Annotated in this window: 12 protein-coding genes and 1 pseudogene; all 13 read left to right on the forward strand. The window is 68.3% G+C overall.

Annotated elements, in window-relative coordinates:
- The first annotated feature begins 59 nt into the window (after positions 1 to 59).
- Complete coding sequence (locus VGK78_RS03780) at positions 60 to 632, forward strand: DUF664 domain-containing protein (protein ID WP_331526025.1); 573 nt, start codon at positions 60 to 62, stop codon at positions 630 to 632.
- 135 nt (positions 633 to 767) lie between these two features.
- Entirely contained in the window at positions 768 to 1,727 is a 960-nt protein-coding gene (locus VGK78_RS03785) for an ABC transporter ATP-binding protein (RefSeq protein WP_331526026.1), read from the forward strand.
- Between the two features lie 3 nt (positions 1,728 to 1,730).
- Positions 1,731 to 2,516 (forward strand): ABC transporter permease, encoded by a 786-nt coding sequence (locus tag VGK78_RS03790; protein WP_331526027.1) that lies wholly within the window; start codon positions 1,731 to 1,733, stop codon positions 2,514 to 2,516.
- A 2-nt stretch (positions 2,517 to 2,518) separates the two neighbouring features.
- Positions 2,519 to 3,346, forward strand: coding sequence for an ABC transporter permease (locus tag VGK78_RS03795; RefSeq protein WP_331526028.1), 828 nt, complete (start codon positions 2,519 to 2,521; stop codon positions 3,344 to 3,346).
- A complete protein-coding gene (locus VGK78_RS03800; RefSeq protein ID WP_331526029.1) occupies positions 3,346 to 4,632 on the forward strand; it encodes an MCE family protein in 1,287 nt (428 codons plus the stop codon). Before VGK78_RS03795 ends, VGK78_RS03800 begins: the two co-directional genes overlap by 1 nt.
- Positions 4,629 to 5,723 (forward strand): MCE family protein, encoded by a 1,095-nt coding sequence (locus VGK78_RS03805; protein WP_331526030.1) that lies wholly within the window; start codon positions 4,629 to 4,631, stop codon positions 5,721 to 5,723. Before VGK78_RS03800 ends, VGK78_RS03805 begins: the two co-directional genes overlap by 4 nt.
- Before the next feature lie 190 nt (positions 5,724 to 5,913).
- Entirely contained in the window at positions 5,914 to 6,882 is a 969-nt protein-coding gene (locus VGK78_RS03810) for an MCE family protein (RefSeq protein WP_331526032.1), read from the forward strand.
- A gap of 1 nt (position 6,883) precedes the next feature.
- Complete coding sequence (locus VGK78_RS03815; protein ID WP_331526033.1) at positions 6,884 to 8,038, forward strand: MCE family protein; 1,155 nt, start codon at positions 6,884 to 6,886, stop codon at positions 8,036 to 8,038.
- Complete coding sequence (locus VGK78_RS03820) at positions 8,035 to 9,486, forward strand: MCE family protein (RefSeq protein ID WP_331526034.1); 1,452 nt, start codon at positions 8,035 to 8,037, stop codon at positions 9,484 to 9,486. Before VGK78_RS03815 ends, VGK78_RS03820 begins: the two co-directional genes overlap by 4 nt.
- On the forward strand, positions 9,483 to 10,778 hold the full coding sequence (locus VGK78_RS03825) for an MlaD family protein (RefSeq protein WP_331526035.1): 1,296 nt from the start codon (positions 9,483 to 9,485) through the stop codon (positions 10,776 to 10,778). Before VGK78_RS03820 ends, VGK78_RS03825 begins: the two co-directional genes overlap by 4 nt.
- Before the next feature lie 11 nt (positions 10,779 to 10,789).
- A complete protein-coding gene (locus VGK78_RS03830) occupies positions 10,790 to 11,344 on the forward strand; it encodes a hypothetical protein (protein WP_331526036.1) in 555 nt (184 codons plus the stop codon).
- Entirely contained in the window at positions 11,341 to 12,141 is an 801-nt protein-coding gene (locus VGK78_RS03835) for a J domain-containing protein (RefSeq protein ID WP_331526038.1), read from the forward strand. Before VGK78_RS03830 ends, VGK78_RS03835 begins: the two co-directional genes overlap by 4 nt.
- A 414-nt stretch (positions 12,142 to 12,555) precedes the next feature.
- Positions 12,556 to 13,713 (forward strand): annotated as a pseudogene (locus tag VGK78_RS03840) (DNA-directed RNA polymerase subunit beta); the annotation flags it as partial.

Consider the following 13,713-nt stretch of genomic DNA (forward strand, 5'->3'; position numbering starts at 1 on the left):
GGTCGATCACAGGTGCTGTCCGGACGCGTCCCGTCCGGAAGGGTCCCTACGGTGGGCCCATGACCACCACGTACGGATTCACGCCCGGCCGGCCACCCGAGTGGGACCTCGAGCTCTTCCTGCGCGGCGACGAGCTCGCCACGGCCGTGATCACGCTGGAACGCAACCGGCGTACCTTCGCGTGGAAGTGCGCCGACGTCGACGCCGACGGCCTGGCCCGCAGGCTCGGGACGTCGTCGGTGACGCTGGGGGGACTGCTCAAGCACCTGGCCTGGGTCGAGGAGCTGTACTTCCAGAACCGGCTCGCCGGCCGTGCCGCCATGGCGCCGTTCGACCGGCTGGACGTCGAGCGCGACTGGGAGGACTGGGCCTGGAGCACCGCTGCCGAGGACTCACCCGGGGAGCTGCGTGCGCTCTGGGTCGAGTCCGTGCACCGCGCCCGCGACGCCCTGGCCGAGGCGCTCTCCCACGGGGCGATGGAGCAGGTGACCCACGACGGGATGAGCCTGCGCCGGTTGCTCGCCGACATGATCGAGGAGTACGCCCGCCACACCGGACATGCCGACCTGCTCCGCGAGCAGGTCGACGGGGCGACCGGGGAAGGGCCCCCGCAGGACTTCCCGGTCCCCTGAGCCGAAGTCCCGTCCCCACGCTGTCCGTCGAACCACGTGACCGGTGCGTAACCTCTCGGTCCCCCGGGCGTTGACCTCTCTGGCAAGGCAACGAGCCCCGCGTTGGCCGGCTGACACTGGGAGGGCAGCAGACCCATGGGTGTGGAGATCCAGATCGAGGGTCTGACCAAGTCCTTCGGCAGACAGCTCATCTGGGGGGACGTCACCCTGACGGTCCCCGCCGGAGAGATCTGCGTGATGCTCGGACCCTCCGGCACGGGTAAGTCGGTGCTGCTCAAGACACTGATCGGGCTGCTGAAGCCGGACCGCGGCAGCGTGGTCATCGAGGGCGTCGACATCACCTCCTGCCCCGAGAAGCAGCTCTACGAGATCCGCAAGCTGTTCGGCGTGCTGTTCCAGGACGGCGCGATGTTCGGCTCCATGCACCTCTACGACAACGTCGCGTTCCCGTTGCGCGAGCACACACGCAAGTCCGAGTCCGAGATCCGCGACATCGTGATGGAGAAGATGGAGCTGGTCGGGCTCCTGGGCGCCGAGGACAAGCTGCCCGGCGAGATCTCCGGCGGGATGCGCAAGCGGGCCGGTCTGGCCCGCGCGCTCGTGCTCGACCCCGAGATCGTCCTGTTCGACGAGCCGGACTCCGGACTCGACCCGGTCCGTACGTCGTTCCTCAACCAGCTGATCGTCGACCTCAACGCGCAGATCGACGCGACGTTCCTGATCGTCACCCACGACATCAACACCGCGCGGACCGTGCCCGACAACATCGGGCTGCTCTACCACCGGCACCTCGCGATGTTCGGGCCACGGGAGATGCTGCTCTCGTCGGAGGAGCCGGTGGTCCGCCAGTTCCTGAACGCCCAGACCATCGGCCCGATCGGGATGTCGGAGGAGAAGGACGCCGACGAGCTCGAGGCCGAGCGCGAGCGCGGCGTCGAGCTGCCACCGCTTCCGCCGATCCCGCTGCAGCTCGAGCCGTCCAATGGCATCCCTCGCCGCAGCCAGCGACCGGCCGGGGAATGGTGTCGCGCCAACGGCATCACGCCTCCGCCGGGCTCCTTCGAGGAGAGCCTGACCATGAGCGCGGGAGCGTGACCCGTGGCCGACCTGACCGCCTCGCGCGTGCTGGCCCCGATCGGGACCGCCGGCAAGCTCTTCGCCTTCGGCCTCGACGTCGGGCGGGGGTTGTTCCGCCGTCCGTTCCAGTTCCGCGAGTTCATCCAGCAGGCGTGGTTCATCGCGTCGGTGACGATCGTCCCCACCGCGCTGGTCGCCATCCCGTTCGGTGCGGTGATCGCGCTGCAGGTGGGCGGTCTCATCAAGCAGTTCGGCGCGCAGTCCTTCACCGGCTCGGCGTCGGTCCTCGCGGTCGTCCGTGAGGCGGGCCCGATCGCGACCTCGCTGCTGATCGCGGGAGCCGGAGGCTCCGCGATCGCCGCCGACCTCGGCGCCCGCAAGATCCGCGAGGAGCTCGACGCGATGATGGTGCTGGGCATCGACCCGATCCAGCGCCTGGTCGTCCCGCGGGTGCTGGCCTGCATGCTGGTCGCGGTCTTCCTGAACGGGCTGGTCAGCGTCGTCGGCGTCGCCGGCGGCTACGTGTTCAACGTTGTCCTGCAAGGAGGTACCCCTGGCGCCTACATCGCCAGCTTCACAGCCCTGGCCCAGCTGCCCGACCTCTACCAAGGCATGGCCAAGGCCCTGGTGTTCGGCATGATCGCGGCGATCGTGGCGTCGTACAAAGGCATGAACGCCGGGGGAGGGCCCAAGGGCGTCGGCGACGCGGTGAACGAGTCGGTCGTCGTCACCTTCATGCTCCTGTTCGTCGTCAACTTCGTGATGAGCGCGATCTACTTCCAGCTCGTCCCCCCGAAGACCGGTTAGCCATGGCCAACATCCGAGCGGTCTACGAGAAGCCTCTCCGCACCCTGGACGACCTGGGCGGAGAGCTGGCGTTCTTCCTGCGCGCCCTGGCGTGGACCCCCAAGACGGTGGTGCGCTACAAGAAGGAGATCCTCCGGATCCTCGCCGAGGTCACCCTCGGCTCCGGGGCCCTCGCGGTCATCGGCGGCACGGTGGGCGTGATCACGGCGATGTGCTTCTTCACCGGCACCGAGGTGGGCTTGCAGGGGTACGCCGCCCTGAACCAGATCGGCACCGCGGCGTTCTCCGGCTTCGTGTCGGCGTACTTCAACACCCGCGAGATCGCACCCCTGGTCGCCGGCATCGCCCTGGCCGCCACCGTCGGCTGCGGCTTCACCGCCCAGCTCGGCGCGATGCGCATCTCCGAGGAGGTCGATGCGCTCGAAGTGATGGCGGTGCCCTCCCTGCCGTTCCTGGTCAGCACCAGGATCGTCGGCGGCCTGATCGCGATCATCCCGTTGTACGTCGTGGGGCTGGTGTCGTCGTACTTCGCGACGAGGCTGACGGTCACCCGGTTCTTCGGGCAGAGCACGGGCACCTATGACTACTACTTCCACACGTTCCTGCCGCCCGGCGACGTGATGTGGTCCTTCGGCAAGGTGCTGGTCTTCTCGGTGACCGTGATCCTGATCCACTGCTACTACGGCTACAACGCCAGTGGTGGTCCCGCGGGCGTCGGCGTCGCCGTGGGCAAGGCGGTGCGCACCAGCATCGTCGCGATCAACGTCATCGACCTGTTCCTGTCGATGGCGATCTGGGGTGCTACCACGACCGTGAGGCTGGCCGGCTGATGGGAGCCGCGCTGAAGCTGAAGGCCCTGGGCATCGGGTTCCTCTGCCTCCTCCTCGCGGGGGTGTGGCTGACCTACGGCGTGTTCACCCAGAAGTTCACCCACTTCGACGAGGTCACCCTCGACGCGCCGACGATCGGGCTGCAGATGCCCGAGCGCGCCGACGTCAAGATCCGCGGCGTCATCGTCGGACAGGTGCTCGGCTTCACCGCGAACGACCAGGGCGCGAAGATCCGGCTCGGCATCTTCCCCAGCCAGATGCACACCATCCCGAGCAACGTCACCGGGGCGATCGTCCCGAAGACGCTGTTCGGCGAGAAGTACGTCTCCCTCGTCGTCCCGGGCGACCAGCCCGCCCCGACCGCGCTGAAGCCGGGCGCCGTCATCCAGCACACGCAGGTGCCGGTCGAGGTGCAGAAGGTCCTCGCCGACCTCTACCCCCTGCTCCGCACCGTCCAGCCCGCCGACATCAACCTCACCCTGAACGCGATCTCCACGGCACTCGAGGGTCGCGGCGACGACCTCGGCCGCGACCTGGTGACGGTCGACCACTACCTGAAGCGGATCAACCCGCAGATCCCGCAGATCGTCGACGACCTCCGGATGACCACCCGGGTCTCCAACACCTACGCCGACGTCACCCCGGAGATCGCCCAGATCCTGCGCAACACGATCAAGACGACCGGCACCCTCGAGGACGGGCACCGGCAGCTGCAGACCCTCTTCACCGACGTCTCGGCGTTCTCCGACACCGCGCGCGACTTCCTCCGGGCCAACGGCGACAACATCATCCGACTGGGCCAGGTGAGCGAGCCGCAGGCGCGGATGCTCGCCCGCTACGCCCCCGAGTACCCCTGCCTGCTCGGCGGCCTGGTGAACGCCGGCAAGCGTGAGGCTGAGGCGTTCCGTGGCTTCACGCTGCACATCGTGCTCGAGTCCCTCCCGAACCAGCCGCGCGGGTACACCACGGCCGACACCCCGGTGTACGGCGACGACCGCGGCCCGAACTGCCTCCACCTGCCCAGCCCGCCGTGGAGCCAGTCCAACCCGGTGCGGCACCAGCCGAACTTCAAGGACGGCATCAACACCCCGACCGGCAAGGGCACCGACCGGGTCGCTCCGTCCTACTTCACCCGCGGCACCGGGTACGCCGGCAGCGCGGCGGAGTCGCGGCTGCTCAAGAGCCTGCTCGGCCCGTCGCTGGGCGAGTCGCCGCAGGACGTGCCCGACCTCGGCGTACTGCTGGTCGGCCCGATGGCCCGCGGAGCGCGGGTGTCGCTGCGATGAGCCTCCCTCTCACCCGGTCCGGTGCGACGACCGCCCGAGCCGGCGCCCGCGCGGCCAAGGTCTCGCACGTGGACACCAAGACGATCTCCGCACTGGTCAAGCTGTTGATCTTCATGGTGGTCACCGCGCTGGCCACGGGCGTGCTCGCGATCGTCATCGGCAACCTGAGCTTCGGCTCGAGCAAGACCTACAAGGCCGAGTTCGTCGACGCCACCGGGCTGGTCAAGGGCGACGACATCCGGATCGCCGGGGTGAAGGTCGGCAGCGTCAAGGACATCTCCATCGTCGACCGCACCCGCGCGATGGTCACCTTCGACGTGCAGAGCTCGACCGCTCTCACCAGGTCGACGCACGCCGACATCCGCTACCGCAACCTGGTCGGGCAGCGCTACATCGCCCTGACCAACGAGATCGGCAGCACCGGCGTGCTGGCCGAGGGCTCGACCATCCCGGTGTCGCACACGTCGCCGGCGCTCGACCTGACCGTCCTCTTCAACGGGTTCAAGCCGCTGTTCCAGGCGCTGTCGCCCTCGGACGTCAACGAGCTGTCCTACGAGATCATCCAGGTCTTCCAGGGCCAGGGCGGCACCCTGAACGGGATGCTCGCCCACACGGCGTCCATCACCCAGACCCTGGCGAACCGCGACCAGGTGATCGGCGAGCTGATCACCAACCTCAACTCCGTGCTCGACCACGTCGGCAAGCGCAACCGCCAGCTCAACCAGCTGATCACGACGTTCAAGCAGTTCGTCGGCGGACTGAAGAAGGACCGCGGCGCGATCCTCGGCTCGCTCGACCAGATCTCCAACCTGTCCGTGCAGACCGCCGACCTGGTCTCCGGCATCCGCGCGCCGTTCGTCTCCGACATCCACCACCTGCGTGGGTTCGCGGCCAACCTCGACCGCGGCCGGCCGGAGATCGACCGGGCGCTGCAGGTGCTGCCGATCAAGCTGACGAAGGTCGGCCGCACTGCGATCTACGGCTCATGGTTCAACTTCTACCTCTGCAACTTCACCGGCCAGATCCGCCTCGGCAAGACCGCCGTTCCCGTCAGCTACAACACCGGCTCGAGCAGGTGCAACCTCGGATGAAGCACCCCACGACGTTGCACCCCACGCGAACGCGCTTCGCTTGCCTTCGCGCGGAGGCCCCGCAATTCTCCGTCTCATCCGCAGCGCTTCACCCGGCGAAGCCGTGGCTTCCCCCGCTTCGCTCCTCCAGCGCACGCCTCCGCCGGGGCCCGAAGCCGCTCCCCCGCCGGACAACGCCCTGGGGACCCCGATGAGCGTCCCCTTCCGTGAGCGCAACCCGGTCGTGGTCGGGGCGATCAGCCTCGCCGTCGTCCTGGGCCTGATCCTGCTCGCCTTCAACGCCGAGAAGCTCCCGATCATCGGCGGCGGCGACACCTACTACGCCGACTTCAGCGAGGCCGGCGGGCTCAAGGCCAACGACGAGGTGCGGATCGCCGGTGTCCGGGTCGGCAAGGTCGACTCGGTCTCGCTCGACGGAGACCACGTCAAGGTCGCCTTCCGGATCGACAACGGCGCCGACTTCGGCGTCGACACCCGCGCCGCGATCAAGGTGAAGACCCTGCTCGGTGCGATGTACCTGGCTCTCGAGCCCGCCGGCGCGGGCCAGCTGCCGGAGGGCACCGAGATACCCGTCGACCGCACCTCCTCGCCGTACGACGTCGTGCAGGCGTTCTCGGGCCTCGCCCGCACCTCGGAGCAGATCGACACCCACCAGCTCGCGCGCAGCCTGACCACGTTGGCGGACCTGACCCGCAACACCCCGCAGAACTTCCGCCGGGCCCTGGCCGGGGTGTCCGCGCTGTCGGGCAACCTCGCCGCCCGCAACGAGCAGATCGGCACCCTCCTGCAGAACCTCCGCGGTGTGACGACCACCCTCAACGCGCGTGACCAGGACATCGTCGGGCTGATGCGGGACTCGGCCGTGCTGTTCAAGGCGCTGGTCAAGCGGCGACAGGCGGTCCACAACCTGCTCCGCTCCACCGCGCAGCTCTCCGTCGAGCTGACCAAGCTGGTGCAGCAGAGCCGGGCCGACCTCAAGCCGGCGCTGACCAACCTGAGCGCGGTCCTCGACGTGCTGAACAAGAACGCCGACAACATCGACCAGAGCATCCGGCTGATGGGCCCGTTCTACCGGGTCTTCGCCAACACGCTCGGCGACGGCCCGTGGTTCGACACCTACATCCAGAACATGCCGCCGGTGCCGCAGGTGGGGGGCTGAGATGAACCTCCTGCGCAAGCTCGTGGTGCCGCTGGTGCTGGCCGCTCTCGTGGTCGCCGCCCTGGTCACCTTCGTCTTCAACGGGGGCGACCAGAAGACCCTCACCGCCGACTTCCCGCGGACGGTCTCGCTCTACGAGGGCAGCGACGTGCGGGTGCTGGGCGTTCCGGTCGGCAAGGTCGACTCGGTGACGCCGTCGGGCACCCAGGTGGTCGTGAAGATGCACTACGACCCGAACGTCCAGATCCCGGCCGACGCGAAGGCGGTGATCATCTCGCCGTCGATCGTGGGTGACCGGTTCGTGCAGCTGACGCCGGCGTACTCCGGCGGCCAGGTGCTGGCCGACGGCGCCACCCTCCAGCAGGACCACACCGCCGTCCCGCTCGAGCTCGACCAGATCTACTCCAGCCTCGACGACCTGACCACCGCGCTCGGTCCGAACGGCGCGAACCAGAAGGGCGCGCTGACCGATCTGCTCAACACCACGGCGGCGAACTTCGGCGGCCAGGGGAAGAAGTTCCACCGCACGATCCGGGACTTCAGCCGGCTGAGCGGCACGCTGGCGGACAACAAGGACAACCTGTTCGGCTCCGTCCGCGAGCTCGAGGGCTTCGTCCGGACGCTGGCGCACAACGACCACACCGTGCGGACGTTCAACCGGACGCTGGCCGGCGTCTCCCACATGCTGAAGGGGGAGCGACACGACCTGGCGGCCTCGCTGCACGACCTCGGCATCGCCATGAAGCAGGTGTCGGGCTTCGTGCGCGACAACCGCGAGATCCTCGGCAAGAACATCGCCGGGCTCGACGACATCACCCAGATCCTGGTCCGGCAGCGCAAGGCGCTCGCCGAGACGCTCCAGGACGCGCCTCTCGCGCTGAACAACCTGGCTCTCACCTACAACCCCCAGGCCGGCACGCTGGACACCCGGGCCAACCTCGGTGAGATCGGCCACCAGATCTCCTCCGACCCGGCGACCTTCCTGTGCGGGATCCTCGACCAGGCCAACCAGAGCGGCCAGGCCTGCGACGTGGTCAAGCAGTTGCTGGCGAAGAAGCGTCCGGCCGCGCTCTCCAGCGCCGGACGGCGTACCGGCAACACGGGGGTCGACCGGATGGACCCGACTCTCGGCGGACTCGTGGAGGCCGGCCGATGACCCGACTTCCGATGACGATCAAGATGCTGGTCGCGCTGCTCGGCTCCGCACTCGTGCTGACCGGCTGCTCGTTCGACGTCTACAAGCTGCCGCTGCCCGGCGGCACCGACGTCGGCAGCGACCCGATCACGGTGAAGGCGGAGTTCCGCGACGTGCTCGACCTGGTGCCGGATTCGACGGTCAAGGTCAACGACGTCACGGTCGGAAAGATCACCGACGTCTCGCTGCGGGGCTACCACGCCGAGGTGACCATGCAGCTCCGCAACGACACCAAGCTGCCCGACAACGCGGTCGCCACGATCCAGCAGACCAGCCTGCTGGGCGAGAAGTTCATCGCCCTCGCGGCACCGGCCTCCGGTGCGAGCGCCAACCCGCTCAGGTCCGGTGACGTCATCCCGATGGCGCACACGGGGCAGAACCCCGAGGTCGAGGAGGTGCTTGGGGCGCTCAGCCTGCTGCTGAACGGCGGCGGCGTGGGCCAGCTGCAGACGATCACCCGGGAGCTCAACAAGACCCTGCACGGTCGCGAGGGCGAGGCCCGGTCGGTGCTCCACCAGATCGAGTCGTTCAGCGGTCAGCTCGACCGGCACAAGCAGGACATCGTCGACGCGCTCGATGCCCTCGACCGGCTCTCGACGTCGCTGAACCACCAGCGCGACACCATCGACGCCACCCTCGACGAGCTGCCGGGTGCCCTGCACTCGATCAACACCCAACGGCACGACCTGGTGCGGATGCTGAAGGCGCTGGCCCACCTGAGTGGTGTCGGCACCCGGGTGATCAAGCTGTCCAAGGACACGACCATGGCGACCCTGCGCCAACTCAGTCCGGTGCTCAGCCAGCTGCAGGCGTCGGGGCAGAACTTCGTCAACGCGTTCAACGTGGCGCTCACCTACCCGTTCGTCGACGAGGTGGTCGGCCGCGACCCGCAGGTCGCCCGCAACCTCCAGATGGGCGACTACACCAACCTGTCGGTCAAGCTCGACCTGTCGCTGGACCAGAACGGCAGCCTGCCGATCCCGACCGGCCTCCCGACGCAGCTGCCGACCCTGCCCAGCCTGCCCACGAGCCTGCCGACCTCGGAGATCACCAAGATCCTCGGCGACGTGGCGAAGTGCCTGCAGAGCGGTGACATCACCAGCAAGGCGTGCACCAAGGTGCTCGGCGACCCGCAGGAGCTGCTCCAGCTGATCGCCCAGTGCAAGAAGCAGAAGCACGAGAACAACCCCGTCTGCCAGGTGCTGAACTCGCTGCCGAGCCTGCCCACCAGCGGGCCGTCCCTGAGCATCCCCACCAGCCTGCTCCCGACGCTGCTCGGCGGCGGCGACCTCCTGGGGGCCCGGCGTACGGCGTTCGGTCCACGCGGCCCGACCATGCGCCAGCTGAGCCGGCTCTACGACCCCGCGCTGGTCGACCTGCTGGTGCCCGGGATGGTGGTGGGCAGGTGATCGCGCGTCGCACCAAGGTCCAGCTGGCGATCTTCGCCCTGATCACGATGCTCGGGGTGAGCTTCGTCGGGGCGAGATACGCCCAGCTGAACCGCCTCTTCTACAGCACGTCGTACACCGTGGTGGCGCACTTCCACGACTCCGGAGGGATGTACGCCGGCGGGCTGGTCTCCTACCGCGGCGTGCGGATCGGCGAGGTGAAGAAGCTGGTCCTCACCCACGACGGTGTCGACGCCTACCTCGACATCGACCGGAGCTGGAACGACAAGATCCCGGCCGACACCCTGGCCGTGGTGGGCAACCGCTCGGCGGTCGGCGAGCAGTACGTCGACCTCCAGCCGCAGACGAACGCCGGGCCGTACCTCCACGACGGCTCGCAGATCGCGATGGACGACACGCGCACCCCGTTGCCCACCCAGAAGCTCCTGGCCGACATCTCGACGACCGTCGAGTCGGTGAACCGGAAGTCGCTGCGCACGACCGTGCACGAGCTCGGGACGGCGTTCGCGGGGACCGGGCCGGACCTGCAGCGGATCATCGACACCGGCACGTCGTTCATCCACACGGCCAACCGCAATTTCGACGTGACCACGGCCCTGATCCGCGACGGCAACACGGTGCTGCACGGGCAGATCGCATCGGCGGACGCCATCCGGTCGTTCGCGCGCGACCTGCGGCTGTTCTCCGGGACGCTGGCCGGCCACGATCGCGACCTGCGACGGGTCATCGACAACGGCTCGGTGACCGCCACCGAGCTGCGGCGGTTCCTGGAGGACAACAAGGTCCACCTGGCCAGCCTGATCAACAACCTGGTGACCACCGGCGACATCGTGGTCAAGCACCTGCCGGGGCTCCGTCAGGTGCTCGTCCTCTACCCGTACGTCGTGGAGGGTGGCTTCACGGTGGTGTCGAAGTCGCCGGAGACCGGGCTGTATGACGCGCACTTCGGCATGGTGATGACCAACGACCCGCCGGTGTGCCACAACGGCTACCAGAGCACCGACACCCGACCGCCGCAGGACGGGTCCAACCGGCCGATGAACGTGAACGCCCACTGCGCCGAGCCCGGGTCGCAGTCCAACCCGCGTGGTGCCCAGCACGCGCCGGCCAACCGGCCGGGTGCCTACTACCGCGTCCCGGTGGCGTCGTACGACCCGGCCACCAAGCGCCTGACCTGGGGATCTCGGGTCCCCTCCCGACTCGATGACGCGGGGAGTCCCGCCCCCGCCACGCTCGGAGAGGAGACATGGAAATGGCTGCTGCTCCAGCCCTTGACCAGCGGCCGGAGGTGACAATGGGCGACGTGACTCCGTCGGGTCCGCCGCCACGCTCCGCGCTCTTCCGCCTCGTCCTGGTCGGCGTTCTCGCATTGGCGTTGGTCGCCTCCCTGGTGTGGATCGCGGTGCTCAAGTCGCACCGCACCGGCAGCGCGGACGATCTGCAGAGCAACCGCGAGGCCGCGATGGCCACCACCCAGCAGTTCGTGCTGAGGGTCAACACCTACGGGCCGTCGCTCCTGGACTCGAAGGGCCAGATGCCGGCGTACCGCTCGCGGGTCAAGGCCGTGATCACCCCGAAGTTCGCCGCCTCCTTCGACCAGAGCGTGCCGGTGGCGGAGCAGAGCGTGAAGAACTACGGACTCAGCCGCACCTGCGCGGTGTTCTCCACCGGCGTCGAGGTCATCGACAGCGACTCCGCCCAGGTGCTGGTCGCCGGGTCGATCAGCCAGACGGTGAAGAACAGCAAGGGAAAGCGGGTGTCCGCCGGTGAGCCGGCGCCGTTCCGGCTGCGGGTGAGCCTGGACAAGATCGACGGTCATTGGCTCGTCGACGACTACGCGCCGGTGACGAGCTCATGAACGCCAGCTGGTACGACGTGCTCGACGTGGATCCCGCGGCGACCCCCGACGAGATCCGGACCGCGTGGCGGTCGGCGGTGGCGGACCTGGACCCGACCGACCGGAGGTTCCGGGTCTTCAACCAGGCAGCGGAGGTCCTGCTCGACCCGGCCCGGCGCGCGGCGTACGACGAGGAGCTGGCCGCGGAGGCGGAGGTGTCCGACGAGCCGCTCACCGTGGAGCCGGTCATCGCCACCGCGCCCGTGCCCGAGCCCACAGCCGTCGAGCGCGTCGAGACCCCGGGCACCCGGCCGGCCCGCCGTCTCCCGGTCGTGCCCGGCTGGGCGGTGGTGACGCTGGCCGGGCTCGTGGCCGCGTCGCTGGTGATCGTCGGCGTCCTGATGAGCAAGCCGTCGGACGCCTCGGTCCAGGACGACACCCAGGCCGCCCAGTCGGCCGCCGAACGCGCGATCGTCCCGCTGCTGTCCTACGACGCCCACCATCTCGACCAGAGCGAGGCCGCCGCCGAGCCCTACATGACCTCCAGCGAGAAGCAGGAGTACGACAAGCTCTTCGCGGTCATCCGGCAGAACGCTCCGCGGACCGGCACCGTGGTGCAGGCCAAGTACCTCGCCTCCGGCATCGTCCGCACCGGGACCGACCAGGTCGACGTGCTGGTCTTCGTCAACCAGGTGACCCGTAACAAGCAGCACCCCAAGGTGCCCGTGGTCTACAAGAACCAGGTGACGGTGACCATGGCCAAGGTCGGCGGCCAATGGCTCGTCGACGGCCTCAAGACCAACAGCGGCCATGGCTGAGCGCTGACCCGGCTCTTCCCGACGTCTCATAGCGCTCACCCGGCTCTTCCCGACGTCTCCGAGCGTTGAGCCAGCTTGAGTGCACACCCCGGGGCTGCCGTCCCGCCCGAAATTTCTGACGGGTCGACGTCGTACGGCGTGGCCAAGAGCCGGGTCAGCGGCCCCGGGCGTCCCTGACCTGGGGGATCCTGGGTGGCGACGCGGCGGGGCTGGGGAGAGGTGCTTGACCTGAGGGCCGGTCGGGTTCACACTCGTGGAGACGTTCGACCAGCGGGTCGGATGCGGTTTGTGGTGCACGCCCTTCTGGGGTACGATCTCTCTTTGCGCCTGCCCTCAAATGCTGATCGCCTGCCCGGTGGCTGATTGAAGTGGTTGGCAGGTGCCATCTCCGGCTCGTTCGTCGAAGGACAGATCTTGGCCGCGCGCACCACCGCCGACTCCTCCACCTCCACACCGCAGCGCATCTCGTTCGCAAAGATCAGCGAACCTCTCGAAGTTCCCAAGCTCCTCTCCCTCCAGACCGACAGCTTCAACTGGCTGATCGGCAACGACGCCTGGCAGGCAGACATCGCGACCCGCGAGGCCGCCGGCGAGGACGTCTCCCACAAGTCCGGTCTCCAGGAGATCTTCGAGGAGATCTCCCCGATCGAGGACTTCTCCGAGACCATGAGTCTCTCGTTCGAGAACCCGGTCTTCTACGACCCGAAGTACACCGTCGAGGAGTGCAAGGAGAAGGACTTCACCTACTCCGCGCCGCTCTACGTCTCCGCCGAGTTCACCAACAACGAGACCGGTGAGATCAAGGGCCAGACGGTCTTCATGGGCGACTTCCCGCTGATGTCGCCGCGGGGCACCTTCATCATCAACGGCACCGAGCGGGTCGTGGTCAGCCAGCTGGTCCGCTCGCCCGGCGTCTACTTCGAGAAGACCGCCGACAAGACCTCCGACAAGGACATCTTCACCGCGAAGGTGATCCCGAGCCGCGGCGCCTGGCTCGAGTTCGAGATCGACAAGCGCGACATGGTCGGCGTCCGCCTCGACCGCAAGCGCAAGCAGAACGTCACGGTGCTGCTCAAGGCCCTCGGCTGGACCAACGAGCAGATCCTGGAGGAGTTCGGCGACTACGAGTCGATCCGCCTCACCCTGGAGAAGGACCACACCGAGACCCAGGACGACGCGCTGCTCGACATCTACCGCAAGCTCCGCCCGGGCGAGCCGCCGACGCGCGAGGCCGCTCAGACGCTGCTGAACAACTACTACTTCAACCCCAAGCGCTACGACCTCGCCAAGGTCGGCCGCTACAAGATCAACAAGAAGCTCGGGCTGCACGAGGCCTTCGACCAGCAGACGCTGACCATCGCCGACGTCGTCGCGGTGATCCGCTACATCGTCCGCCTCCACAACAACGACATGACGCTCGTCGACGGCGCCGGCACGACGTACGTCGACGCCGACGGCAAGCCGATCGAGGTCCAGCCCGATGACATCGACCACTTCGGCAACCGCCGGATGCGGACGGTGGGCGAGCTCATCCAGAACCAGCTCCGCACGGGCCTGGCCCGGATGGAGCGG

This window comes from Nocardioides sp., assembly GCF_036503465.1.
In the GTDB taxonomy this organism is placed as follows: Bacteria; Actinomycetota; Actinomycetes; order Propionibacteriales; family Nocardioidaceae; genus Nocardioides.